Origin of the sequence: Amycolatopsis sp. 2-15, from assembly GCF_030285625.1 — a bacterium.
GTDB lineage: Bacteria > Actinomycetota > Actinomycetes > Mycobacteriales > Pseudonocardiaceae > Amycolatopsis > Amycolatopsis carbonis.
The window spans coordinates 4,530,763-4,556,915 of record NZ_CP127294.1 but is presented as its reverse complement, the minus strand read 5'-3'; the positions used below and the strand labels follow the sequence as shown (position 1 = coordinate 4,556,915).

Sequence of the window (26,153 nt, the reverse complement as noted above, 5' to 3'; positions counted from 1 at the left end):
AGCTCTGTCCCGCTTCATCGTGTCGCCGCGGCCCAGGCACCGCTGATCGGTGTTTCCGCAGGACGAGGCTGTAAAGCTGGCCGTGTCCACGCCAATGTCACGTTCTGGGAGGTCGCGCCGACAGGACGGCGCTAAATTGTGTCGTGACGTCTGTGCCGAGCCGCGCACCAGCGGTGATCGAGACCCGGTGCCCGTTGATGTGCGCCGAGTACTGGCTGGCGGCCTCGATGTCGGCGGCCGGCACCTCGCGGGCCCAAAGCACGTTGTAGGTGGAGCTGTCGACGGCGATCAAGACGGCGACGTCGAAATCGAAAGAACGGAAGGGCGCGAAGGACGCGCCTCGGGTCTCCTGGTGGATGGTTCTGGCCTTCACCCGGACCCGCCGCCCGTCCGCAGCCCGCAGGTCGTAGGACGTGACCGAGTTCGGGGCCAGCTCCCCGTCGTAGACCCGCGCGGCGAGGCACTCGGCATAGTCACCCAGCGGCGCCTTCTGAGTCCTCACCACGCCACGCCGGCGCAACTCCTGCAGGATCGCCGCGTAGTGTCCCAGCAATTCCGGAACAGACTGTCCGCGCAGGCCGTACTGGCTGTCGGGATCCATGCTCGGACACTACGCGCCCCGGAGACCGATTCACCGAAGATACGGGCAGGGGTGCTGATCAGCATCGCGGCCCGCAGCGGCCAACCGACGGCGCTGCCCCGACCCGACCGCCGGGTTGCCGACTAGCTCGCCGAAAATCGGGCGTATATGGCTGACCAGCGGTGATCAAACGTTGATGGTGCGCTGCTCGGCGATGACGGTGTGGACGGTGCCGATGGACACCTTGGTGGCGTGGGCGATGGTGCGGATGGACTCGCCGTCGGCGTGCCGGGCGAGGATGGTGCGGCGCTTATCGGCGTCAACGACGCGGGGCCGGCCGCCGGTGCGGCCGCGGGCGGAGTCGAGGCCGTTGTGGGTTTTGCCGACGTTGTCGCGGCGGCGGTCTTCGGCCAGCGCGAGCGCCAGGTCGAGGATGAGATTGCGCTCGGTGTGCTCGTCGACGGCGATGCCCTCGAGGACCTTGACGGCGATGCCGCGGGAGCACAGGTCGTTGAGCACGAGCAGGCCCTCGAGGAGTTTGCGGCCGAGCCGGTCGACCTCCTGGACAGTGAGCATGTCCCCGGTCCGCATGTAGTCGATCGTCGCGGTCAGCGCTGGACGGGCGTCGACGGCGAGCTTGCGACTGATCTTCTCCTCGAACACGCGCTCGCAGAACGGATATCACAGGTTATCGGTAGTAGGAACCCACAAACCCGAACGGAGAACGATTCAACGTTTCACTGCTCCAGGTTCGACGTTCGTCCGTGCAGTAACCACGGGGAACTTGACCCTCCAGTTCGCCCGCAATGGTGCGATACCCCGACAGAATCGCACTGCTTCGGTCACGGTTCTCGACTGGAGCTGCTGCTCAGCTCTCTCCTTCGCGTTGGTGAGCCGAGCGCGTTCGCGCTCGACGCGCTGCACTTCCCGGTTTGACAGCAGGGTGCGACTAACCGTGTCGATCGGCGCGAAGATCTTCGACAGATAGAACCATTTTTCGGCTGCGCTTCCGCGGCTGCGGGCCGCCTCCTCCTCAGCCTCGATCTGTCGCCTCCGCTCGGCAGCGCGCGCATCGACGACTGCATAGAACGCCTTCTCCCATACGGACGGGTGCATCATCGGCGGCAGCCGTTTCGCCCGGGCTCGGTACTTCGACCAGTCGGCGCCCTGCCAAATCTCGTAGGACATCTCGCGCGCCGGTCTGATCGTCTGGGCGAAAAACTCGTGGGCGCGCTCGTACCCCCCGCCGGCAAGTCGCAGGAAGGGTTGCAGCGTCGATGTGGGGAGCGGGGTGGTCAGCTCGACGGCACGTTCCAGTTCACTCATCTCTCGTACGCCGGTCTTGATCGCGGCGAGCACGTCCGGGCTGTCGAAGTCCGCCACCTCGGATCAGTCGGTGAGGTTGGTGTGAGCGGCATGGTGCTCGGCCGGGAAGATGTCGCAGTTCGGAAACTGGACCTCGTGCCCGGTGGCGCCCTCATCGACGACTGAGCACACCGGCACTCGACCAACCCTGGGAAACGCCAACGTGACGACAATCCACGATTACATCGACGATGCCCACATCCAGCAGCTGCACGACTTCCTCACCAAGCGCGGATGGGACCTGTCCGAGCACGTCGAGTGAGACGAGCACGACCGGCCGGACCATCCTGAGCCGGAATGGCATTTTCCTGCCACGTTCCAGGGCATCGCGATGCACGACCTGAACGACGTCAGCCCCGCGCACCTGACCTGCAGACTGCGCGGGGCCCACGGCCCGTGCATCGTCATCGGTACTGCCCGCAACCACCATGGCTGCGATCGCCACGATGTCCGCGAACACTCTCAGTCATCAACGCCGAGCTCGACCTCGCATCCCGCAGTACCGAGCCCAACCGCCCACGCGGCGCGCCGGGTGGATTACCGCCGTTCACAGCGGTGCACCCGACCGCGTTGCCAGAGTGTCCGGACCACTACGCGCTCCAGGCGGTGGTCGGATGATTGAGCCTCGAACCGCCCCTCTCATCCCCTCTGCATCGCATGTAGACAGTGACACCGGCCGCGAAGGCGCTGCTCGATTCGATGGGCATCAACAGTCCGCGACTGTTCCCTTGCGCAGCCGGCAGCTGCTCACAGGACGGACAGTGGCGGCGAGGATTCCCGCTCCGCTCCGGTGCCTTGCCGACGCCCCGGACCACGCCGGACAGCACCGTGGTCTTCGCCTTGCCGGCGAGCTTGAACGAGAGCGCGCCGCGCGGTGAACTCGACCAGCTCGCAGCGGGGAAGTAGGCATCACGGCCGACCCGCCGCAAGACGGAACCGTCCAGCTCAGGTTCTCGGGGGGGCTGTCGAGGCGCGCGTGATGATCTCGATGGGCTCGGAGATCACCGCGGTCACGTCCTGCTCCGGCGTGGTGTTCATCAACGCCCGCAAGGCTTCTCGCCCCAGCTCGGCCAAGGGCATGCGGACTGTGGTCAGCGGCGGCTCGAAGCAGTGCGCGAGCGGCAGGTCGTGGATCGCGATGACCGAGATCTCGCGCGGCACCCGCACACCGGCTGCCCGGGCGCCGTTGAGCGCGCCGGCCGCGGAGGCGACGTTGGCGACGACCACGGCGGACGGCCGGTTCGGCTGGGCCAGCAGTTCACGCATCGCCTGCTCGCCACCGTCGGTGGTGTAGGAACCGGAAACGATGGCGCAGGGCGTCAGCCTGCGCGAGCTCATCGCGTCCTTGAACCCCGCGAGCCGACGGCGGGCGCTGTCCAGTGTGTCCGGGCCGGCGATGTGCGCGATGTCCCGGTGGCCCAGTGCCACGAGATGATCCACGGCCAAGGCGACCGCGGCCGGGTCATCGAGGAGAACGTACCGGTCGTGCCCCGGGATCCGCTGGTTGAGGGAGAGCCAGGGCAGCCGTTCGGCCGACGGAGGCAGGAGCGTCGCGGCGACAGGTGCCGCCACGAGCAGCCCGTCGATCCGGCCTGCCTGCAGCAGTCCGAGGAAGTGCTCGGCCCGACCGGACCCCGGCCGGGCGCTACCGGTCACCAGCAGCAGGTCGTGGTGATCGGCCTCTTCCTCGATGGCCGTCACGATTTTCGCCCAGATCGGATTCGCGAAATCGGGGATGACCAGGCCGAAGGTCGAGGTCCGGGCGGTCCGCAGGCTGCGGGCGATGGCGTTGGGCTGATAGCCCAGCTCCGCGACCGCGGCCATCACCCTGGCCCGTGTCGCCTCCCGGATCTTGAGGGTGGCGTCCTCGTTCAGTACCCGCGACACCACGGCCCGGTCCACTCCGGCCTTGGCGGCGACGTCCGCCATGGTGGGCCGTTTGCTGTTCCTGATCATCCGCTCCTGTCCAGTACTCCGATGCCGTCATCGTACTGATGTCTTGACACCTCGTCGCCAGGCAAGTTCAATCGTGTGACTTCAGCAGTCAATCGATTGAACGATGGAGCTTACGTGCACACGGGAACCACGCCCTTCGACCTGCTCGGCCGGCTCTGGGGTGACGACACCATGGCTGCGGTCTGGTCGGAGCGAGCGACCGTCGAAGCCTGGTTGACTGTCGAAGCCGAGCTGGCTCGCGCGCAAGCGGCGGCCGGGGTACTTCCCCAGGCCGACGCCGAGCTGATCGCCGAAGCGGCCACCATCACCGGGCTCGACACCGAAGCCCTGTGGGCGGGGGCACGCAACGTCGGCTATCCGATCCTGTCGCTGGTGCGTGCCATCGCGGCCAGGCTGCCGGACGGCCCGAACGGCCGGGTGCACTACGGCGCGACCACGCAGGACATCATGGACAGCGGTTTCGCGCTGCAAAGCGTGCGGGCCGCCGACCGGCTCGATGGACTGCTGGGCGACCTCGGCGACGCCGTCGAGGCGGTCATGACCGCCCACGTGCACACCGTGATGCCGGGCCGGACGCACGGCCAGCAAGCGGTCCCCACGACCTTCGGGGCGACGCTGGCCTCTTTGCTCGCCGAGCTCGCCCGGCACACCCGCCGCGTGCGCTCGGCCCGGGCCGCGGTCGGCGTGATCTCGCTGTTCGGGGCCGGCGGCACCAGCGCGGCGGCCGGGCCGACGGCCCCGCAGGTGCGCCACGACCTGGCCCGGCGCCTCGGCCTGCGCGGCAGCGACGTGCCCTGGCACGCGGCGCGGGATTCGGTCGCCGAGTTCGGCACGCTGTGCGCGGCGCTGTCGGCGACCTGCGCCCGGCTCGCCCGCAACGTCATCGACCTCGGGCGGACGGAGATCGGCGAGCTGGCGGAGGCGGCCGGAGACCACCGGGGAGCCTCCTCGACCATGCCGCAGAAGGCGAACCCGATCCTGGCCGAGGCGGTCATCGGCATGAGCGCTTCGAGCGGCCCCGCCGCGTCGGCGCTGTACCGGGCGATGGAAGTGCCGCAGGAACGCGCGGCGGGCGAGTGGCAGATCGAGTGGCATGTCGTGCCGCAGCTGGCCTGGCTGGCCGCGAGCTGCCTGAGCGCGTCTCTCGAGCTGGTGACCGGACTCCGGGTCGACGAGGCGGCGATGCGCGCCAACCTCGACGCGGACGGCGGTCTCATCATGTCCGAGGCCTACATGTTCGGTCTCGCACCGCAGCTCGGCCGCGAAGTCGCCCACGACGTCGTCTACGCCGCCGCCCGGCAGGTGCGCCGGCAAGGCGGCGCACTGCCCGAGGCCCTGCGCGACCAGCTGGCCGAACGCGGCCTCGACCCCGAGGTCGTCTCCACGCCGATGAGCCCGGGCGGCTACGTGGGCGACCCCGAGCTCATCTGCAGGGCCGCCCGCGACGAATGGCGCGCCACCCGGGCTTAGCGCCCACTCCCCCAACCCCCGAACTCAGCGAGGAGGACGTGAACATGAGCGCCGGAACCCCAGTGGAGCAGACCAGAACCAAAGGTCCACTGTGGAAGAGCCTGGGCTTCCAGGTCGTGCTGTCCCTGGTACTCGGCATCGTCGTCGGAATCATCTGGCCCGGTTTCGCCGCCTCCCTGAACTTCCTCGGCACGATCTTTCTCAACCTCATCAAGACGGCGGTCGCGCCGCTGGTGTTCCTGACCGTCACGCTCGGCATCCTGGCCGCGGGCGACGTCAAGCGAATCGGCAAGGTCGGCCTCACGGCCATCATCTACTTCGAAATCGTCTCCACGATCGCCCTCGGCCTCGGCCTGTTGTTCGGCAATCTCTCCCGAGTCGGCGAAGGCACCGGCCAGCTCAGCACCAACGCCAGCGCGGCTCAGGGCGCGGCGAAGGCCACGAGCCAGGCCGCGCAGTCGCACACCACGTTCATCGACTTCGTGACCAAGCTGTTCCCGGACAACTTCCTCGGCGCCTTCACCGGCGGAAACCTGTTGCAGGTACTGGTGATCGCCTTGATCTTCGGCTTCGGTCTGCTGACCCTCGCGCCCGCCAAGCGGGAGCCCGTCGAGACCGGGCTGAACACGATCTCCACCGCGTTCTTCCGATTCATCTCGGTTATCATGCGGCTGGCGCCCATCGGCACCTTCGGCGCCACCGCGTACGCGGTGGGTTCGAACGGGACCGCAGTCCTCGTGTCGCTCGCCTATTTCGTGGTCTGCGTGTGGGTTGGCATCATCCTGTTCATCGGGATCGTGCTCGGCGCGGTGTGCGCGATCTTCCGGATCAACCTGTTCGGGCTGCTGCGCTTTCTCAAGGACGAAATCCTGATCACCCTGGGCACTGCTTCGTCGGAGAGCGTGCTGCCACGCCTGCTGGAAAAGATGCCCCGCTACGGCGTGTCCAAACAGGTGGCGGGGCTGGTCCTGCCCACCGGCTACGCGTTCAATCTCGACGGGACGTCCATCTTCATGTCGGTCGGGGTCCTTTTCCTCGCCAACGCGTACGGCGTGCCACTGAGCCTGGGCCAGCAGCTTTCCATCCTCGCGGTGATGTTCCTGACCTCCAAGGGCGCGGCGACCGTCTCGGGTGGATCGTTCGTCGTGTTCGCGGCGACGGTGACGACGACCGGTGTCCTTCCGGTAGCCGGGCTGGCACTGATCTTTGGCGTCTACCGGTTCATCTCGATCGCCGTGGCGACCTCGAACGTCATCGGCAACGCCGTCGCCACCGTCGTGGTCGCCAAGATCACCAAGGAGTACACGCCGGCCGGAGAGCCGGCCGGCCGGCCGGAAGTGGCGGCATGACCGGCGACGAGCGGGTGGAGAGCGACGCCTTCGGACCCGTGGAGATCCCGGCCGGGCGGTACTGGGGCGCCCAGACCCAGCGCGCGCTGGGCGTCTTCGAGATCGGCCAGGAGCGCTTCCCGGCGGCGCTGGTGCGCTGCTTCGGCCTGCAGAAGCTCGCGGCCGCGCGAGCCAACCGGAAACTCGGGCAACTGGAACCCGACGTGGCCGAGGTGATCGAGATCGCCGCCCGGGAGCTGTGGGAGGGCCGCTTCGACGACGAGTTCCCGCTGCCCGTCTGGCAGACCGGCTCGGGCACCCAGACCAACATGAACGCCAACGAGGTGATCGCCAACCGCGCCAACGAATTGCTCGGTCACCCGCTCGGCACCAGGGCACCGGTCCACCCGAACGACCACGTCAACCGTTCGCAGTCCTCCAACGACAGCTTCCCGACCGTCATGCACCTGACCGCGGTGAGCGAGCTGCGAAACCGGCTGACGCCGGCACTGGCCGGGCTGCGCACGACGTTGGAGGCCAAAGCGGAACAGTTCGCCGACGTGGTCAAGATCGGCCGAACGCACCTCATGGACGCCGTGCCGATGACCGTGGGCCACTCCTTCACTGCGTTCGCCCGCCAGATCGGAAACGCGATCGAGCGCATCGAAGCGACGATGCCCCGCCTGCGGGCGCTGCCGCAGGGCGGTACCGCGGTAGGCACAGGACTCAACGCACCCAACGGGTTCGACGCCGCTTTCTGCGCCGAGGCCACCGCATTGACCGGTGTCGCGTTCCACGCCGCCGAAAGCAAGTTCGAGGGAATGGGGGCGCACGACGCACTGGTCGAGGGACACGCGGCTGTGAAAGTCGCCGCGGTGTCGCTGCTGAAGATCGCCAACGACGTGCGGCTGCTCGGCTCGGGCCCCCGGTGCGGGCTCGGCGAACTCGTCATCCCCTCGGACGGGCTGACGTCCTCGATCATGCCGGGCAAGGTCAACCCGACGATCGCCGAGGTCCTTGCGCAGGCCGCCTTGCAGGTCATCGGCAACGACACGACGGTGTCCATGGCCGGCGGCGCGGGCACGTTCGAACTCAACGTCGCGAAACCGGTCCTGATCCACAACGTGCTGCAGTCCATCCGGATCCTGGCCGACAGCGTCACCGTCTTCGACGCCCGGCTGGTGCGCGACCTCGAAGTGGACCGCGACCGTCTGGCGGTCAATGTGGACGGCGCGTTGCTACTGGCCACCGCGCTGAACCCCGTGCTCGGCTACGACCAGGTCGCCCGCATCACCGCCCGGGCCCGGCGAGACGGCATCACCCCGCGCGAGGCCACTGTCGAACTCGGCTTGCTCACCGCGCAGGAATACGACCGCCACGTCGATCCCGCGGCCATGGCACGCCCGCACCGGCACCCCACGCCCGGAGCCTGACCCGGACCGGCTTTCGGGCCACCTCACACCAGTCACCACCCACGACCGCGCGGGATTCCAGCCCGCCCTCCGCCCGTACCCCTTCACGCGCGGTCAAGCCTGCACCGCTCGGCGATGACGATCGAGCATCCGGGACAGAGCAGAACGGAGGGAACCCACCGTAGCTGCGGACACCCAGCGCTACGGTGCAACGCGTTTTGCCGCCATCGACAGCAATTCTGCCGACCCTGGCAGTAAGAGCGCGTCTCATTTGGCGAGTTTCTTGTAGCAGGTGATGGTGGCGGCGAGGGTGAGGAAGGCGAGGAAATGGCCGGCATCGCGCTCGTAGCGGATGGTGAGTCGACGGTAGCCGAACAGCCAGGCGATGGCCCGTTCGATGACCCACCGGTGTTTGCCGAGCTTGTCCCTGGATTCGATGCCCTTGCGGGCGATGCGCGGGAGGATTCGGCGTTGGCGGAGCCAGTCGCGCAGGGCTGGAATGTCGTAGGCCTTGTCCGCGTGGAGCTTGGCTGGTTTCCGGCGCCGGGGTCCCCGGCGGGAGCGGATCGCTGGGAGCGCGTTGACCAGGGGCTTGAGTGCGTGGCTGTCGTGGGTGTTGGCCGCAGAGATTCCGACGGTCAGGGCCAGGCCTGCCCGGTCGGACAACACGTGGATCTTCGAACCCGGTTTGCCGCGATCAACCGGGCTCGGGCCGGTCAATCCGCCCCCTTTGGCCCTGAGGGACGCTCCGTCGAGGACCGCGCGAGACCAGTCGATCAATCCCTGGCCACCCAGTTCGCCCAACACCGCCTGGTGCAACTGCCGCCACAACCCGGCCTCGGTCCACTCGGTGAACGTCCGATGCGCCGTGGGCACCGACACGCCGAACGAGGGCGGCAGGTGTCGCCACGCACAACCGCTGGTCAGCACGAACACGATCGCCGTGAACACCGCCCGTGGATCCGTTCGTGCACGCCCACCACCCTGCGGACGCTCTTTTGCTGGTGGGATCAGCGGTTCCACCAGTGCCCACAATCGGTCAGGCACCAGCCGTTGCGACAGCGAGTCGATCACAGCTCAAGATCATCACAGGATCACCGGGAAAACCCAAACGAGAAACGCTCTAAGCCATGAACGGCGACGGCGGTCAAAGACCGGACCGAAGGCGCACGACGATCCGCCGTACCGGATGTTTGGCGTATGCGAAATAGCGGGGACATCAGGGCAATGTTCGCGGCTGCAGCCAATATGGCATCCCCGAATCGGGGCTGTATCACCAGATCTCTTCCCGAAGCGCTTGCTTAGAACCGGACGTGGGCGTGGATCCGCGAACCTAATTGGCGCGCGAGGTCAGCGCGGTTGGCCGAAGAGGAGCGTCAGGCCCACCTCGACTCGTTCTCAGCGACGGCTTGCGCAGGTAGACACTCATCGACGCCTCCCCCCATCAGATGCGACGCCGACCCGATTCCGGCCGTTGCGCTTCGCCCATTCCAGTGCGAGGTCTGCACGTTGCTTAAGCTCACTCAGCTCGACACCGTGTTTCGGCGACACTGCGACGCCGATCGACACGGTGAACCCTGCGCCCATCTGCCGTTGCTTGTTGATCACGCGTGGCCTGCCACCGGCAGGGTCCTCGATCTCGACGCTCGAGGTGCCGAAGGCCTCGCGAATCCGCTCGGCGATGACTACCCCCTCGTCTTGGCCCGTCGCAGGCATAAGGATGACGAACTCCTCACCACCCCACCGGCAGGTCATGTCGTGCTCGCGGGAGATTGACTGCACCACGTCGGCGAGTTGCGCGAGAACTTGGTCTCCGCCAACGTGTTCGAGATTGGTGTTCGCCTGCTTGAAGAAATCGACATCGAGGAGGAGCAGAGTCGTCTCACGCTCGGCGATGCGGTCGGCGAGGAGACGCAGGGTCGCAGTTTGGTCGAAGCCGCGCCGGTTGAGTAGCCCCGTCGCGAGATCGACGCGCTGACGCCAAGGTCAACAGCCTCACCGACGACCACTGCCTGCTGAGCATCACACCAGAAGTTGATGTCCTTGCGCTGCGTTACCGGGGCTCTCAGAGAGCTCCTTCTTCTTCGACTGCCGGATACCGCTCAAGACTCGCAACACAGCCCTTACACTACCTCTGACCTGGCCAAAGTGACCAACGGTCGTTGTTACTCGGACTCATCCATGTAGTGCGTGGTGACGATCAGCGTGGTGCCGTGTGCCCGCGACAGCCCGAAGTACCGCCCGTAGAGGTGCAGGTTCTGCCGCACGGTGAGCTCGACGTCGAGGTTGTCCTCCTGCGGCACCACGCCCAGGCGTGCGCGGATGCGCGGCCCGTCGACGTCCGGGTCCATGCCCAGCACGCGCAGCTCGCCGTCGGTGCGCGGCGACACGCACGCGATCATCCGCATCGTCGACGACTTCCCGGCGCCGTTGGGCCCGAGGAAGCCGAACGCCTCCCCCGGCCGCACCTCGACGTCGATGCCGCGCACCGCTTCGAACTCACCGAACCGCTTCACCAGTGCCTTCGCCTGCACCAGTGTCGGTTCCGCCGTTACCTCTGCCACCCGCACGACACTAGGCGCAGGCACCGACAGTTTTCGACCGGTTTCCCGATCGGTCAGCGGACGGTGACCGTCAGGTCCCTCGAAACGCCGTTCACCGTCACGGAAATCCGCGCGACACCCGGGTGCAACGCGGTGAGCACGCCGCTCGCCGGGTCGTAGGACACCACGTCCCACGGTGCCGGACGGCCCGCGCCGATGTGGGCCAAGAAGCCGCTCCAGTCCGCGCTCATCGGGTAGGCGACCGGCACGGCGCGGCCCGCCTGCATGAGCGTCGCGGTCAGCTGCGCCTTCGCGCCACGCCGCAGTGAAGCGGGACCGGACAGCGACAGCGTGTCGACGTTCGGCCGCGTCTCGAAGCGCACCGGCTGATCCTTGGCCGACGGGTCGACGCGCACCAGCGTCCAGCCGACGAACCCGCCATCACCCGGCGCGGCCGCGGGCGTCTTGCCCGAGTTGCCGTTGACCAGGTACGGCACGCCGTCGGTGCGCGACAGGCTGAACACGCCGGCGTGCGACGCGATCGCCGCGGCCTGCTTGCCCGAGGACTGCTCGAAACCCGTGAGCCACGTCTGCAGCAAGTCGGCTTCCTTGCGGTCGCCCAGCTGCGAGTTGCCCGTGGGGCTCGGGTCCTTCACGGGGTGGTGCATCGCGACGACGACGCCGCGGATCGACCGGTCCCGCGCCGCCCCGTCGAGCGCGTCGCGCAGCATCCGCACCTGGTCGAACCCGCCGGCGCGCAGCGAGCCGCGCGAGGAGTCCATGAGCACGAGCCGGATGCCGTGCACGTCGACCACCTGGTGCGTCATGCCGAACTCGGCCTGGAAGTTGGCGAGCGCGTCGCCGCCCTCGGCTTCGTGGTTGCCGGGCACGTAGTACCACGGCACCTTCCCGTCGAGCTCCTCGGTGATCACCTTGCGCGCCAGCACGAAATCGGGCGCCGTGCCGCGGTCGACGAGGTCGCCGTTGATCAGCACGAGGTCCGGTTTCGCGGCCACGGCCTCCCGCATCGCGCGGCGCGCCTGCGCCACCAGCGGGCCGCCGGGCGCGTCGGCGGTGAACTGCGCGTCGCTGATCACCGCGATCCGCAGGCTGCCGGTGCCGAGCGTACCGTCGGTGACCAGCGCCGGGTCGTGCGCGGCCGGGTCGGCGGGCACGGACGTGGACGGCGCGACCTCGAAGGTGAGGTCGTCGAACCCGACGTGACCTTCGTACTGCTGGTCCGGCACGTTCTCCACGGCATAGAAGCGGGTGAGGCGCTGACCGTCCGGCAGCCCGGCCGGCACGGCGGCGGTCACGTACTTCCAGCCCGTCCAGTCGACGCTGAGCGAAAGGTCCACAATGGACGCCACGTTGGCTTGATCGTGCAGCTCCGCGCGCAACCAGGCGCCCTTGCCATCGCCGTTGACCCACAGGCCGATCTTTTGCGTGCCGGCCGGCACGGGCAGCGGCGTCGCGGCGGTCACGTACGCGGCGCGCGTGGCCGTGGTGCCGGTGAAGCGGTAGTCGAGCGCGACGCCTTGGCCGCCGTCCCGCCCTTCGGCCGGGGACAACGCGGCTCCGACCACCGCCGGGTACACGCTGGCGCTCCAGCCGGCCGGACCGTCCAGAGGAGACGCCACCTGCGGTTCCGTGCCGACGGAAGCGGCGAGGTGCTCGGTCAGCCCGCCCGCGTGGACAGTGATCACCGAAGCGCCCGAAGCGGCCTTGGCCGTGACCTCGAACCCGTCGGCGGCGGGCTTCACGTCCACCACGGCGGGGTCGAACTCGAGCTTCACGTCCCGCGGCTCCACCCAGGTGCCGTAGCCGTCGGCATCGTAGCCGAAGACCTGGAACGTGCTGTGCGCGCCCGCGCCGGACAGCGCGACCTGCGCGGTGCTCGTGCCCAGCCGTACCGGCGCGCCCAGCACCGACACGGTCGTCTTGCCCGAGGCCTTGCCGTCGCGGGCCATCACGGAGACGTCTTCGCGCGCTTCCGGGTGCTTGCGGTCCGCGTGGGCGGTGAGCACGTTGTCCGTCACGGTGGCGCGGCCCGGGTCCGACGTGCTCCACCGCGGGTGCGCCGCGACGGCCGCGCCGGTCTCGTCGTGGCCGTCGGCGACGAGCACCCGCGACAGTCCGGAAAGGACTCGCGTGGCGTTCTCGGTGTTCTGCGCGGGAGCCGGCGCGAAGCCGGTCAGCCGGCCGCTGCCGGGGACGGTCTTGATGCCGATCCCGTTGGGCACCAGCCGTTCCCCGCCGTCGGACGGGGCGTTGCGAACGCTCGGCGCAGCCTCACCCTCGCCGCGCGCGAGCAGCGTGGAGGAGCCGCCGCCGTCGAGGTTGATGGCGTCGTCGGCACCCAGGCCCTTCAGGCGGCGGCCCAGCTCGGCCTCGGTCATGCCGCGGCTGTCGGCCTGCCGGCCGTCGACGGTCATGAGCCACAGGTGCTTGCCGTCGGCGGAAAAGCCGACGCCGGTGCGCGGGGCGAGCGTGGTGTCGTCCACCGGTTGCAGCTGGCCGTCCTTCAGCAGCGCCTCGTTGCCGCCGACGGCCACGGCGATCTTGCCGGCGTCCGAACGCGGCGCGTACGAGACGCCGACGTGGTCGCCGATCTTCAGCGTCGCCAGCGTGTCCGCGCCCGCTTCCCGGCCCAGCAGGAGCGTGCTGCCCGCGGGGATCGGCCCGTCGGCCGGCTGCGTGCGCACCTGCGTGACCACGCCGTCGCGCACCTCGACCTCGGCCACGCGGGCGGCGCCGGCCACCGAAGTGGCGCGCGCGGAGGCACCCCACAGCGGGGTGTAGACACCGAGCGCGTCCTTGCCCAGCACGGGGCTGTTGAAGTTCGTGGCCGGCACGCTGCGTCCGTCCGGCAGCCGCACCGAGGCTTCGAGGAAGATGTCGGCCAGCTTCGCGCGGCCCTCGCCGGTGATCGCCGCGGTGGTGTTGTGCCCGGTGGCCGGCGCGGTCTGCAGCTGCCCGTCGGAGATGCCGACGCCCTCGGGCGCGCCGGTGGCGTTGATGTCGAAGAAGTCGCCGTTCACCCCGGCCACCGCGCCGGTGCGGGCCACCTGCTGCGAAAGCGGCGTGCGTGCGGAAACCGTGCCAGGGCTCAGGTACGTCGGCTTCAGCACTTTGCTGGTGAGGTCGACGCTGAGGGTGTCGCCGCGGATCCAGCCGGCCGGGTCGAAGCGATCGAACTGCGTGAGCTGCAGCCCGGGCGCGATGGCCGAGGTGGCGCTGCCGGTCTCGAGGCCGTCGTCGGTCGTCGCGGCGGCCGTGACCGGGGCTTCGCGGGCCGACGACGCCGCGGGCGCGCCCTCCACCGGCCGGGGGCCGAGTGGCGCGGCGAGCGGATCGCCGTACGCCGGCGCGGAGACGGCGGTGGCAAACAGTGCGCAAAGGGCGCAGAGCAGCACGGAGCGTGACTTCTTCACCAGGTACCCCAGCATCGAGTGAGTGACTTCGCCCAGCAAAGTGGAGCAGCCCGGCCGGCGGAAGGATTCGGGATGAACGCCGCCTGAATGGCTCAGAACGGGCGGTTCCGGTCAGGGGGTGAGCGGGGATTTCAGGAAGGCGCGGGCCAATTCCTCGTCACCGGAGAGGCCCGGCGTGACGTCGCCGCGCTTCCACAGCAGCGTCAGCAGATCCTGCGCGGTGGCCTCGACGGTGGCGGCGGGCGCGCCTTCACCCAGCACGGGCGGCTCCCCCGGCACGACCGTCCACTCGTGCCCGGTGTCGGTGGCGCGCAGCCGGAGCGGCGCGGCCAGCGGGGGCACGGCGTGCCAACGGGTGACGCGCGGCAGCAGCGCGCCGAGGACCTCGTCGACGCCGTCGGCGGCCACGATCGGGTCGAGGACCGGTGTCGTGCCCGCGCAGCCGTGGAGGTCGATGAGGTGCACGGCCGTCTCGTGCAGCTGGCGGTGGAACCAGAAGGCCTTGGTCTTGGGCGTTCCGCCGAAGTGCCAGCACTTGTCGGCGGGGTCGGCTGCCTCGAACTCGGCGAGCAGCACCGCGGCGCTCTCGGCGTACCACGCGGCCAGGTCGCCGGGCACCTCCGAGGCGGCGCGCTGCTGCGGCTCGCCGGTGCGCACGATCTCCGCCGACCAGCGGTGGATCTCGCCGAGGTGGGTCACGAGGTCGGCGCGCGTCCAGTCGGCGCAGTCCGGCACCGGCGCGTTCGCCGCACCGTCGTTCGCGGCCTGTGCGAACTCGGTCGTGAGCGTGCGCAGGTGCGCCAGGCAGTCCTCGGCGGACAGGGTCATGACACCTCGAAAGTGTTGGCGGAAAAGGGAAAAGCCGGAGCGCAGCCACTCGGCTCCGCCCCGGCTTTCAAGCCCGGCTCACAGGTCCGGGAACCACAGCTTCAGTTCACGCTCGGCCGACTCCGTGGAATCGGAGCCGTGCACCAGGTTGAACTGGGTCTCCAGCGCGAAGTCGCCGCGCAGGGTGCCCGGCGTGGCCTTCTCGACCGGGTCGGTGCCGCCGGCCAGCTGGCGGAACGCGGCGATGGCGCGCGGCCCCTCCACGGCGATCGCGACGAGCGGACCCGACGTGATGAACTCCAGCAGGTCGCCGAAGAACGAGCGTTCCTTGTGCTCCGCGTAGTGCTCCTCGGCCAGCGAGCGCTCGACGGTGCGCAGCTCGAGGGCGGCCAGCTTCAGGCCCTTGCGCTCGATGCGCGAGACGACCTCGCCGACGAGGCCGCGCGCGACGCCATCGGGCTTGACGAGGACCAGCGTGCGTTCAGTCACGACGGTGTTTCTCCTTGTGCGATTCGTGTTATCGGGCGCGAGCCTAGCCGACCCGCGCGTGCGGCCGGTTTCGGCGGGGTCAGCGGCCCTGCGGGTGCAGGGTCTTGGACCACAGGGACTTGCCGGTGGCGTCGCGCAGGTCCACCCGCAGGTCGCCGCTGCCGCCGTCGACGTTCAGCTCCCCGAAGTGCTGGAACCCTTGCGCGGGCGAGGAGTTCTGCGTCACCGGGGCGTGCACGAACACCGCTTCGGGCCCGAAGGTCGGGTCGATCGCGCTGGGGCCGAACGCACCGGCGTTGAGCGGGCCGGACACGAACTCCCAGAACGGGTCGAAGTCCTTGAAGGCCGCGCGGTCGGGCGAGTAGTGGTGCGCGGCGGTGTAGTGGACGTCGGCGGTCAGCCACACGACGTTGCGCACGCGCCGGCGCGAGATCTCGCGCAGCACCCACGCCAGCTCCGTCTCGCGACCGCCGGGCGCGCCCGGCAGGTTGTTGGCGACGGCCTCGATGGCCGTGCCGTCCGGGACCACGAGCCCGATCGGCATGTCCGCCTGCACGATCTTCCACGTCGCAGTGCTGCGGTCCAGCGCGTCGGCGAGCCAGCGCGCCTGCTTGTCGCCGAGGATGTAGCCGGGCTTGGTCTGGTCCGCGGTGTTGGCGTTGCGATAGGTGCGCATGTCGAGCACGAACACCTCGACGCGGCTGCCGTAGCGGAAGCTGCGGTACACCCGCCCGTCGACCGCCCTGCGGCTGTCGATGGGGTGCCACTCGTGGAACGCCTGGTACGCACGCGGGGCCAGCACGTCGAGGCGCTTCTCGGTGTATTCGGGACGGTCGTTGAGGATCTCGCCGGGGTACCAGTTGTTGAGGACCTCGTGGTCCCACCAAGGGCGTCAACTGACTACACTGGGCACGTCGTCTACCAGCGAGGATACCGACCATGAGCGCACCGACACCCCGGAAGCGGCGCAGGTTCAAGAAGCAGGTCAGCGCGCGAATGCCGGCCGTCCCGTTCACGCCGGACGGCGACGCGGCGGTGTGTTACGCCCGCCAGTCGCACTACACGGACGAGAGTACGTCCAGCGAGGTCCAGACGCGGGACACGCACCGATGGACGAAGGCCTACGACATCCCGGTCGTCGCAACCGTGGAGGACTTGCACGTCTCGGGTGACCTCGAACCGTACCTGCGTGACGGGTTGAAGCTCTGGCTGTCGGACGCCCCACCGAAGCCGTGGAAGACGCTGGTCGTCTCCAAGCTGGACCGACTCGTACGGAACGTCATGGACGCACTCAGCTTGCTGGAGTGGCTGAGGGCACGCGGGAAGCGGCTGATCTGCATCGCAGAGGGCATCGACTCCAGTAACTCGATGTCAGAGTTCATGATCACCCTCATTGCCGCGTTCGCTCGCATGGAGCGAGAACGTATGCAGGAGCGGTTCCGCGCGTCGAAGGCAGCACTCAAGGAAGCCGGCCGCTGGGCGGGCGAAGGTCACGTCTACGGCACGATGCCAGTGCAGCTGCCAGGCGGGGGCTGGATCCTGGGGCTCGACCCGTTCGCGGTCAAGATTCTCCAGAGCCTCTCGAAGATGGCTCGAACGGGAAGCAGTCTTGCGGCTATGGCCCGCTGGCTCAACGAAAAGCAGGTCGTGACCCCACGGGACAGGCAACTGCAGCTGGCAGCGGAACGGCGAGGGGACGATCCCGCCACAGTCGAGCTGAAGGGGTACGAATGGAAGGGCAACACGCTCGGCCGCCTGTTGACCGACCCAAACCTTGTGGAATTCGGTATCTTTGAACCCGCCGACCAGGCAGAGATAGTCGCCCGACTAGCAGAAAAGTCGAAGCGGAAGACACGCGGTAGCAATCAGCCGTACGAATTCTCCGGAATCCTCGTGTGCGCGGAGTGTCTTGAGTCTCTTTGGCACCGCATCGCAGTTCGCAAGCGAAAGCGCAACGACGGTACCACGATCGAGTATGAGTACCGATACTGGCAATGCCCAACACGCAAACATGGCCCAGCGATGCAGGCGGAAGCAATAGAAGAATTTGCCACGCAGGCCTTCTACAAGATCTTTGCAAAGGTCCCCGTTCGAGAGCGTGTCGTATTGCCGCCGACCAGCCATGCAAACGAGATTGCGAAACTAGAACGAGAATACGGCAAGCTGATGTCCGGAGTCGCCCGCGCCAAGTCGCCAGAAGACCGACGCCGAATCATGGATGACGGGGACAAGATTCTATCTGATATCGACACACTGAGGGCCCTTCCAGCCGACCCAGGCGGCGTGCAATGGGTTCCGACCGACCGCACCTGGCAGCAAGAGCTGGCAGAACTGTCACCGGAAGACCGTCGCCTCAGGTGGCTCGAAGTGGGGTTCGCGTTCGCAGTGCAGAAGAGGTCGGACGGCACGTGGTCGGCCAGTTGGCGCCTGCCGGAAGGCTGGCGGGAAGCCATGCCGGAAGTAGCCGAATGGTACGACCGGACCGCCAACGCTGGCGAGACGATAGAGATCACAGACTTACTCGACCGGAAACAATAGGGGAAAACGGCTCATTCGCACGTGTGTAACCACGGATCAGGCCACTGCTTGCCGACGGCCGTCACCTCGACCCCGCCAGGTGGCCGGCCGGACGATGGCGAGATCATCATCGCACTGCTGCGCACCGATCTGTTCGCGCCCGGCCATGCTGGGTCTCATACTTGCTTGCATCGGCCGTGCTCGAGCAAGGCGCAACCGGCACGCGCAACACGTCGCCAGGAGCCCCTCAGACCGTCAAATCCGGCCGCCAGACGATCACAGAGACGGTCTAGTGCCTCATCAAGAAACGTTGACGTTGTCATCGTGTCGTGTGGACATCCGGGCCGGTGATCGCGAGGCTGGCTGTGGAGGTGAGGCTGGTGGCGCGTCAGCCGGAGGTGTTCGCGCGGTCGCTGGAGCCGGAGGAGGCCCAGCGGCTGGTCAAGATCACGAGGTCGGCCCGGGATCGGGTGCGGCTGCGACGATCCGGGATTGTGCTGGCCTCGTCGCAAGGCCGGTCCGCGAAGGAGATCGCGGCGATGTTCGCCGCGACCGAAGGCTATGTGCGGGAGGTGATCCACGCGTTCAACGAGTCCGGGTTCGCGGCGTTGTCCCCAAAATGGAGGGGCGGTCGACCGGCTAAGTTCGGGCCGGCCGCCCGTGATCAAATCAGCCGCATCGCCGCCTGCAAGCCCGCCGAGCTGGGATTGCCGTTCACGACCTGGAGCCTGACCAAGCTGGTCGCCTACCTCGCCGAACACGCATGGATCAGGGCGAGCACCGAGACCGTCCGGCAGATCCTGCGCAAGGCAGGCGTGTCATGGCAGGCGACGAAGACGTGGAAAGCCAGCAAGGATCCCGATTTCGTGGCCAAGAAGAACCGCATCCTCGACCTCTACGATCACCCACCCGCCGACGGGCGAGTGATCTGTGTCGATGAGTTCGGGCCGCTGAACCTGCAACCCCGCCCCGGCCGCGGCTGGTTTCCCCGCAGCCGCCCGGCCCGGCAGCGCGCGACCTACACCCGCACCAAGGGTGTCCGGCAGATGTTCGCTGCGCTCGATCTGGCCTCCGGGCAGATGTTCTACCGGTTCCGCGACCGCAAACGCTGGCCGCAGTTCCTCGACTTCTGCAAGCAACTGCGCCGCCGCTTCCCGACCGGGAAGCTCTACCTGGTCAGCGACAACTACGGACCACACGGCAAGGCCGAGGTCCGGGACTGGTGCGCGGCCAACGACATCGAACTGATCTACACACCCACCAACGCGTCCTGGCTGAACTGGATCGAGTGCGAGTTCACCGCGGTCCGCTACTTCACCCTCGACGGCAGCGACTACCCCAGCCACGCCGCCCAGGAAGCCGCCATCACCGGCTACCTCCGCTGGCGCAACCGCCACAGCCACCCCAAACGCCACTTCGCCATCAACTCCAAAATCCGCCGCCCCGATTACCTACCCAACGTTGCTTGATACGGCACTAGCACCGCCTGGGTCGTATACCGCCAGGCGAACGGCGCAGGGAGAAGAGTCACTCTGCGCACTGGCGTTGCCCACACGGCAATATTCCCCCATGGCGAGGAGCCATCGAACCTCGTTCCCCGGTGACGGTGGTGTTGCGGTCGCTGTAGCTGTTCAACTGATACCGTGCGGTCCCCTGCCGGGCCAGGCTGCTCACACATCCGTCCGCTGATCGATCGCGGCCTCGTAGAACGCGTCTGCGAGTGCCACGATGACGGCGCTAATGCCAGGCCCGTCGCTGAAGAAGTAGTCGGCCATGGTGTTGTGGGCCTCCTGGTTGTCGACGACCGCCTCGGTGACCGCTGCTTGGAAGTCCTGTGACTCCATGAACTGCTTCTTCGAGTTCACTTTGGTCTGGTTGACCAGGTTCGGGTAGGCGAGCAGCCGCTGCACCAGTCCTTGCACGAACTCGCGGACCTGGGACTCGGAGAACGACTCGGCGCCGAAGAGGTCGTTCATCTTATCGATGACGACCTGGAGCGCGACGTATTTCGGTTCTTTTCGTGCCCCAGTGCCCGCAGCGCTGATCCCCTTCAGCTCGCCGTCTCCGGTCAGCGAGATGTCGACCGCGGTGCCCTTGTTGTGTTTGACCCGGACCAGGACCACGTCGGAGAGATCGACTTCTGCGGTCCAGGACGAGTCTGCGATGACCTTCTCCAGGAGCCTCAGGAAGATCGACAGCATCTCCAGGTGCGTGTCGCCGTAGTCGATGATCTGGCTCATGAAGTCGTAGAGCCGGACGTAGGTCGAGACGTCCTTGCGGAACAGGTCGAGGGCGTTGAGGGTGACCTTGTCATCAGCCTCGATCGCGGCAGCGTAGCGGCGCGCGAAGTCGTTCTTGGCCGGGCTGATCGCAGCCGAGAGTGCGTTGTTGCCTTTTCGGGCGACCCACAGTCCGGCGACCTCGCGCACCTGCTCCGGCGTGTATATCCCGGCCTGGGCGAGCTTGTTGGCGAGGTGAATGACGATGTAGGGGTCGGTCTCGTTCTCCAGGGTGGCGTTGGTGAAATACGGCTCGAACGCGGTTCGGATGTCCTCGGGCTTGTTCACGAAGTCGATCACGAACGTTTTGCGTTTCTGTTCCCCGCCGGCCGTGCGATGGGTGCGGTTGAGGCGGGAGAGCGTCTGCACGGCAGTGAGCCCGGGGAGTCTCTTGTCGACATACATCGCCGAGAGCAGCGGCTGGTCGAATCCGGTCTGGAACTTGTTGGCGACCAGCATGATCTTGTAAGTCTCGCCCTTGAATGCGGCGGCCAGGTCCGAGCCGGCTCCGGGGTTCAGGTTGGCCTCGGTGAACTCGTCGTCCTTGCTCGGCTGCGGCCCCCAGTCCGAGGCCCATTCCTCGTCGTCGGCCATCGTCACCGAACCGGAGAAGGCGACCAGGGTGCGGTAGTTGTATGAGGAGTCCAGAGCGGCTCGTTTGGTGATGTAGGCGTCGATTGCCTTCTTGTACTTCACTGCGGCCTTGCGGGAGTCGGTCACGACCATCGCCTTCGCTTTGCCCTCCAGCAGGTGGGCGACGTTGGCGTGGAAGTGCTCGACGATGATCTGCACCTTCTGGCTGATATTGGTCGGGTGCAGCTTGACCCACCGCATCAGCCCCTTGCGCGCTGCGGCTTCCTCCACCACCACGTCACCGTCGCCGCTTTCGGCCTGGCCGGCGATCTGCAGTGCGGTGTCGTAGGACTGGTAACCCCTGAGCACGTCGAGGATGTAGCCCTCCTCGATCGCTTGCCGCATCGAGTAGAGGTGGAACTCGACTGGCTTCCCGTCGGGGCCCTTACGGCCGAAGAGTTCCAGGGTCTTGTTCTTCGGCGTCGCGGTGAACGCGAAGTAGGAGATGTTTTCCGACTCGGCCCGCTCAGTCATCTCTGACGCCAGGACTGTCTCGACGTCGACCTCGCCGCCGTCTTCGATCTCCTTGACTTCCTCCGCGGTCAGCACGGCCTTGAGTTTGGAGGAGGTCTGACCGGACTGCGATGAATGCGCCTCGTCCGCGATCACCGCGAACCGCCGCCCCTTCAGCGACGAGTCGGCCCGGATCTCATCCAGCGCGAACGGGAAGGTCTGCACCGTCACCGCGATGATCAGCTCACCGTTCTTCAACGCGGACGCCAGCAGCCCGGATTTCGACTTCGCCCCCGCCTTGCGGACGTCTTCAGGGCTGATCGTCGCGACGATCTTCCCTGACCCGTCGATCTGGCGGATCGCCTCCTGGAGCTGCCCGTCGAGCACTGTGCGGTCCACGACCACGATCACCGAGTCGAAGACCTTCTCGTCGTTCACGTGCAGCCGTGCCAGCCGATGCGCGGTCCAGGCGATGGTGTTGGTCTTCCCCGAACCTGCCGAGTGCTCGATCAGGTAGCGTTGGCCCACCCCCTCCTCGCGCACCGCGGCCACGATGTTCGTTACGGCTTCCCACTGGTGGAACCGAGGGAAGAGCATGCTCGTACGCCGCACCGACGTCCCGGTCGCGACATCCCACTCCTCCTTGGTCTCCACGATCATCAGACGACCGATGATGGTGAGCCAAGCGTCCTTCTCCCAGACCCGCTCCCACAGGTACGCCGTCGCCGACCGCCCGCGCTGGCCCGGCGGGTTCCCCGCGCCACTGTCGTGACCCATGTTGAACGGCAGGAAGTGGGTCTTCTCGCCCTCGAGCCGAGTCGTCATTGCTGCTAGGTCGTTGGAGACCGCGAAATGCACCAGCGCCCGATGCCCGAACGACAACAGCGGCTCGGGGCGTCCGTTGGTCAGCGGGTGACGGTCCTTGCGGTACTGGTTGATCGCCTCATCCAGCGACTGGGTGAAGTCGGTCTTCAGCTCCACACTGGCGACCGGGAGCCCGTTGACGAAGAAGACCAGGTCGATGCTGCGCTGATCGGCGGTGGAGAAATGCACCTGCCGCATCACCCGCACCCGCATCGCCGCGTACTGCTCATTGGTGGTCGCGTTCAGGCTCGTCTCGGGACGGAACTGCGCCATCTTCAACCGGCCACCGCCGATGTACTGCACCCCGTTGCGCAGGATATTGAGCGTCCCGCCACCATGTTCGAGAGGCTTGTCGAGCGCCGTGGTCAGCACGTCGACGAACTTCGCCTGCGACCCCGCCGCTTTCAAGGCCTTCTTGTAGGCCGCCTGCTGGGTCTCCTCCAGCCAGGCGAGCAGGTCCTCAGGAAAGAGCGCTCGCTCGCGGTCATAGCCGGTATCATTCGCCGAGTACAGCCACCCGTGGCCGGCCAGGTACTCGCAGATCTCGGACTCGAAGACGACCTCGTTGTGATCGGCCATCACGCCATCTCCCGTACGTCAATCTGCCCTGTCACCGCCGCCGTAATTAGCGCCGCCCGTCGTTCCTTCGAGAGCTCGATGAACCGCTTAGTCTCGGTGATGAGCGTGTCGATCTTCGCCAACCGGCTAGCGAGGTCAGCGGCCGCGTTGGGATCAGTAGGCAGGTTGATGTCGAACCGCGCGAGGTCCTTCATACCGAGTGTGGGCTGAATGCTGTCTCCGCTCGTCGCCAACTCAGCCTGATACAGGAAGTTGTTCGATCCGAGCCAGGCGCACAGGAGGGGAGCCACAGCCGGGTCTTTGCAACGTAGTACTGCCACCGCCCGCGCCACGTTCGCGCCCGCGAGCCAGTGAGGTGCGAGCGCAGCCTGTCCCATCTTGCCGACAACGCCGAGAAGCACTTCGCCGCCGACGATCTTCGTACGGGAATACTCGTCCGACTGCTCCGGCACGATCGCCAGCATCGGCCGCTCCGGGGTGAGGTTCAGAAGGTCGCCGACCCGAACAAACGGAACACCCTCCGCCTCGTCTACGTACCTCGGCACCAGCACGCCGTACGACGGGCGGGCCGCCAGCAACCGTCCGACCTTGGTTACCTCGGTTGAGGGGCCGGCATCGAACGCTGCGGAGAGGACTGCAGCACGCCGCTCGCGGAGCATCTCGATCAGGCGCTGCTGCTCCTCGATGAGCGTGTCGATGCGGGCGGTCTCGCGGTCGAGGTAGTCGGCGATGGCGCGCTGCTCGTCGTAGCCGGGAATGTAGGCATCGATCGTCTTCAGGACCGAGAACGGCACCTCCGTGGTCCGAACGTTGGCCTGGTCGCCTGCGCCGATCCCCCGCTCGCGCTTGATGAGCTCCTCGGTGAACCACGATGACTTCATTAGGTAGGCGATGAAGTGCGGGTCCGTTCCTTCGCGCGGTCGCATGACCTCGTAGTGGTAGGTCACCAGACCGTCCTCGGCCGCGACGCCCATGGCGCCGGCGCGGATGCTCATCTTGTTGAAGACGATGTCGTTGGCCCGGCACACCTTGTAGTTGTCGAGGGACTCAGCCCGTGGGGGGGCGTCCGTCAACTCACTTCGCCGGATGACGCCCCGCGTCTGGGATACAGACATGAGCGGAAGGTCAATGCCGGGGATGCGCTCGTCGATCTTCTCCATCCCGTGTCCGAAGCGCGTCACTGCTCTACCTCACGCAGGAGGTCGAGGATCTTGGCGACCTGCTTCTCCAGGTCGGCGTCGATCTCGGCGAGGGGGCGAGGTAGGACGTACTTGTAAAAGTGGCGGGTAAAAGGGATCTCGTAGCCGGTCTTGACCTTGGCCCAGTCGATCCAGGCGTCGGGGACGTGCGGCTTCACCTCGGCGTCGAAGTAGGCCTGGATGACCTCGACCTTGCCGGCCGCGCCGGCGGTCGAGCCGCCGTGGGTGAACGGGACGTTCTCAGTGTCGCGCTTCTTCGGGTCCGGCTTGGGCTTGCCCTTGCGGTCCACGATTGGCTTCCCGTCGTGGTCCAGCAACGGGCGCTCGACGGTGATGGTCCAGTAGCCGAACTCGTCGTTGCGCAGTGCCTTGGAGTAGTCAGGGTCAGCGGCGGTGAAGTCCGCGTACAACTTCACGACCTCGGCGCGGTCGGCGTCGCTGATCTCGCGGCCCTTGGAGCCGAGATTCTTGCGCATCTTGGTCCAGAACGACGAACCGTCGATGAGCTGGACCAGGCCCTTCCGGTCGGGGTGCTTGGTGTTGTCGAGGATCCAGATGTAGGTGGCGATGCCGGTATTGAAGAACATGTTCGTCGGCAGCGCGACGATCGTATCGACCAGGTCGTTCTCCAGCAGCCACTTGCGGATGTTGGAGGGGCCTGATTCGGCGGCGCCGTTGAAGAGCGGCGAGCCGTTCATGACGATGCCGACCCGGCCGCCGCCGTCCTCGGGGGCGCGCATCTTGTGGGCCAGGTGGAGCAGGAAGAGCATCTGCCCGTCCGAGGTAGCAGGGAGGCCGGGGGCGAACCGGCCATAGGGGCCCGCGGAGTCGCGCTCGTTCGTGACTGTCTTGGCGTACTGCTTCCAGTCGACGCCGTATGGCGGGTTGGACATGCAGAAGTCGAACTGGCGGCCCTTGAACGCATCATCGGTCAGGGTGTTGCCGAAGGCGATGTTGGTCGCGTCATGGCCCTTGGCCAGCAGATCGGACTTGCAGATTGCGTACGACTGCGGGTTGTACTCCTGACCGTACAGGCTCAGCTTCGCATCGGGGTTCTGCGCGAGCAGGTGCTCCTCGGCCAAAGCGAGCATGCCGCCGGTGCCCGCGGTGGGGTCGTACAGCGTGCGGACGATGCCCGCCTCGGTCAGGTCGACATCCTTCTCGGCGAAGAGCAGGTCGACCAGCAGCCGGATCGCGTCCCGCGGGGTGTAGTGATCACCGGAGGTCTCGTTTGCGGCCTCGTTGAACTTGCGGATGATGTACTCGAACGCATCGCCCATGTCGGCGTTCGATACCTTGCCCGGATGCAGGTCGATGGCCTTGAAGGACGTGATGACCTCGCGCAGCAGCTCCGCCTTCTCTAACGCGAGGATCTCCTTCTTGAAGTCGAAGTACTCGAACACGTCGACATCGGGCGAGAATCGGTCGATGTAGTCGGCCAGGTTGTCCGCCAGCCCGTCGGCGTCAGCCAGCAGGTTGGCGAACGAGTAGTTCGAGGTGTTGTAGAACGGCCGGCCGGTGGCTTTCTTGATTTCGATCTTGAGCCGGTTGGGGTTGTCGTACTCAGCCGCCAGCGCGCGCACCGTCTCACGGTCGGGCTCAAGGATGCAGTCGAGGCGGCGCAGGATCGTGAGCGGGAGGATCACGTTGCCGTATTGGTTGGGACGGTAGGGGCCCCGAAGCTGGTCGGCGATCGACCAGATGAAGCTTCCAAGGGTGCTCACAAGGCTCCTTACGAGGCTCGCTCGACGATGGGTGTCGGACGCCAGCGCGAGCCCGTGCGCGCCGTCCGAACGGACAACTTACAGTCCGCGGCAGCCGGTGCGTCGCAAGAACACCCATGCGCATCACGGTATCCTGCGTGCCACGAGGCCGGCAGAGACGATGAGCGGTGGAAACGGCGATCTCCAGCCCTTCAGAGACCCAGGCGCAGTCGCGAACCAGGGGCGACCAGGCCTTCGCGCTGCGAGCCACCCTCGCCGAGCAAGTGCGGCGTTTCTTCGCGGCCGTTCCCACCGTCATCGTCTCCGAGCCAGCGCAGCGAAGAGCGTGTTACACGGGCGGCGGCGTCAGTTCGTCGCAGATCGCACATACCCTGGCAGTCAGCTGCGCAAAGTCCGCACCATCGACAGCGACCCATAGCTCGCCGTCCGGCCCCACCACGAACATCGCCGCACCTTGGCGTGGTTCAGCACGGCCGTTAACTCGTCGGGGTGCCACATCG

The 26,153-nt window shown here is 67.1% G+C and carries 18 protein-coding genes and 2 pseudogenes; 5 read left to right on the top strand and 15 right to left on the bottom strand.

Going from position 1 to position 26,153, the window contains the following annotated elements:
- Positions 1 to 97: 97 nt before the first annotated feature.
- The 5 genes from QRX50_RS22530 to QRX50_RS22510 all read right to left on the bottom strand — a co-directional run bounded on the left by QRX50_RS22530 (position 98) and on the right by QRX50_RS22510 (position 3,901).
- Positions 98 to 601 (bottom strand): DUF6998 domain-containing protein, encoded by a 504-nt coding sequence (locus tag QRX50_RS22530; RefSeq protein ID WP_285973886.1) that lies wholly within the window; start codon positions 599 to 601, stop codon positions 98 to 100.
- Positions 602 to 766: 165 nt separating this feature from the next.
- Entirely contained in the window at positions 767 to 1,243 is a 477-nt protein-coding gene (locus tag QRX50_RS22525) for a recombinase family protein (RefSeq protein WP_285973885.1), read from the bottom strand.
- Positions 1,244 to 1,309: 66 nt separating this feature from the next.
- The gene (locus QRX50_RS22520; protein ID WP_285973884.1) at positions 1,310 to 1,963 is read right to left on the bottom strand and encodes a hypothetical protein; all 654 of its coding nucleotides are present in this window, start codon (positions 1,961 to 1,963) and stop codon (positions 1,310 to 1,312) included.
- Positions 1,964 to 2,057: 94 nt separating this feature from the next.
- A complete protein-coding gene (locus tag QRX50_RS22515) occupies positions 2,058 to 2,405 on the bottom strand; it encodes a hypothetical protein (RefSeq protein WP_285973883.1) in 348 nt (115 codons plus the stop codon).
- A 485-nt stretch (positions 2,406 to 2,890) separates the two neighbouring features.
- The gene (locus QRX50_RS22510; RefSeq protein WP_285973882.1) at positions 2,891 to 3,901 is read right to left on the bottom strand and encodes a LacI family DNA-binding transcriptional regulator; all 1,011 of its coding nucleotides are present in this window, start codon (positions 3,899 to 3,901) and stop codon (positions 2,891 to 2,893) included.
- A gap of 114 nt (positions 3,902 to 4,015) precedes the next feature.
- On the opposite strand from QRX50_RS22510, the gene QRX50_RS22505 reads away from it, so the two are divergent.
- From QRX50_RS22505 to QRX50_RS22495, 3 genes are read left to right on the top strand one after another with little or no spacing between them, the layout of a single operon-like run.
- Complete coding sequence (locus tag QRX50_RS22505) at positions 4,016 to 5,371, top strand: lyase family protein (RefSeq protein ID WP_285973881.1); 1,356 nt, start codon at positions 4,016 to 4,018, stop codon at positions 5,369 to 5,371.
- Positions 5,350 to 6,720, top strand: a complete 1,371-nt coding sequence (locus QRX50_RS22500) for a cation:dicarboxylate symporter family transporter (RefSeq protein WP_285973880.1) — start codon at positions 5,350 to 5,352, stop codon at positions 6,718 to 6,720. Before QRX50_RS22505 ends, QRX50_RS22500 begins: the two co-directional genes overlap by 22 nt.
- On the top strand, positions 6,717 to 8,132 hold the full coding sequence (locus QRX50_RS22495; RefSeq protein WP_285973879.1) for a class II fumarate hydratase: 1,416 nt from the start codon (positions 6,717 to 6,719) through the stop codon (positions 8,130 to 8,132). The genes QRX50_RS22500 and QRX50_RS22495 overlap by 4 nt, the downstream gene beginning before the upstream one ends.
- A 246-nt stretch (positions 8,133 to 8,378) precedes the next feature.
- On the opposite strand, the gene QRX50_RS22490 is transcribed toward QRX50_RS22495, so the two are convergent.
- The 7 genes and pseudogenes from QRX50_RS22490 to QRX50_RS22460 all read right to left on the bottom strand — a co-directional run.
- Positions 8,379 to 9,185: an IS5 family transposase gene (locus QRX50_RS22490; RefSeq protein ID WP_434533303.1), complete on the bottom strand. Its 807-nt coding sequence runs from the start codon at positions 9,183 to 9,185 to the stop codon at positions 8,379 to 8,381.
- Between the two features lie 351 nt (positions 9,186 to 9,536).
- The gene (locus QRX50_RS22485) at positions 9,537 to 10,028 is read right to left on the bottom strand and encodes a GGDEF domain-containing protein (RefSeq protein ID WP_285974530.1); all 492 of its coding nucleotides are present in this window, start codon (positions 10,026 to 10,028) and stop codon (positions 9,537 to 9,539) included.
- Positions 10,029 to 10,324: 296 nt separating this feature from the next.
- A pseudogene (locus QRX50_RS22480) lies at positions 10,325 to 10,675 on the bottom strand (ATP-binding cassette domain-containing protein); the annotation flags it as partial.
- Between the two features lie 53 nt (positions 10,676 to 10,728).
- Complete coding sequence (locus tag QRX50_RS22475) at positions 10,729 to 14,103, bottom strand: phosphodiester glycosidase family protein (RefSeq protein ID WP_285973878.1); 3,375 nt, start codon at positions 14,101 to 14,103, stop codon at positions 10,729 to 10,731.
- Positions 14,104 to 14,199: 96 nt separating this feature from the next.
- Positions 14,200 to 14,916, bottom strand: a complete 717-nt coding sequence (locus tag QRX50_RS22470; protein WP_285973877.1) for a maleylpyruvate isomerase family mycothiol-dependent enzyme — start codon at positions 14,914 to 14,916, stop codon at positions 14,200 to 14,202.
- Between the two features lie 78 nt (positions 14,917 to 14,994).
- Positions 14,995 to 15,405, bottom strand: a complete 411-nt coding sequence (gene ndk / locus QRX50_RS22465; RefSeq protein WP_285973876.1) for a nucleoside-diphosphate kinase — start codon at positions 15,403 to 15,405, stop codon at positions 14,995 to 14,997.
- 79 nt (positions 15,406 to 15,484) lie between these two features.
- Positions 15,485 to 16,291, bottom strand: a pseudogene (locus QRX50_RS22460) (alkaline phosphatase D family protein); the annotation flags it as partial.
- A 53-nt stretch (positions 16,292 to 16,344) separates the two neighbouring features.
- Here QRX50_RS22460 and QRX50_RS22455 point away from each other — a divergent pair.
- Positions 16,345 to 17,943 carry a recombinase family protein gene (locus QRX50_RS22455; protein WP_285973875.1) on the top strand — a complete coding sequence of 533 codons (1,599 nt, stop codon included), beginning with the start codon at positions 16,345 to 16,347 and terminating at the stop codon, positions 17,941 to 17,943.
- 359 nt (positions 17,944 to 18,302) lie between these two features.
- On the top strand, positions 18,303 to 19,391 hold the full coding sequence (locus tag QRX50_RS22450; RefSeq protein ID WP_285967553.1) for an IS630 family transposase: 1,089 nt from the start codon (positions 18,303 to 18,305) through the stop codon (positions 19,389 to 19,391).
- A 201-nt stretch (positions 19,392 to 19,592) separates the two neighbouring features.
- Here the strand turns inward: QRX50_RS22450 and QRX50_RS22445 are convergent, their stop codons facing one another.
- From QRX50_RS22445 to QRX50_RS22435, 3 genes are read right to left on the bottom strand one after another with little or no spacing between them, the layout of a single operon-like run.
- Positions 19,593 to 22,730: a type I restriction endonuclease subunit R gene (locus QRX50_RS22445; protein WP_285973874.1), complete on the bottom strand. Its 3,138-nt coding sequence runs from the start codon at positions 22,728 to 22,730 to the stop codon at positions 19,593 to 19,595.
- Complete coding sequence (locus QRX50_RS22440; RefSeq protein ID WP_285973873.1) at positions 22,730 to 23,890, bottom strand: restriction endonuclease subunit S domain-containing protein; 1,161 nt, start codon at positions 23,888 to 23,890, stop codon at positions 22,730 to 22,732. Before QRX50_RS22440 ends, QRX50_RS22445 begins: the two co-directional genes overlap by 1 nt.
- Positions 23,891 to 23,907: 17 nt before the next feature.
- On the bottom strand, positions 23,908 to 25,653 hold the full coding sequence (locus tag QRX50_RS22435; protein ID WP_285973872.1) for a type I restriction-modification system subunit M: 1,746 nt from the start codon (positions 25,651 to 25,653) through the stop codon (positions 23,908 to 23,910).
- Positions 25,654 to 26,153: the final 500 nt, after the last annotated feature.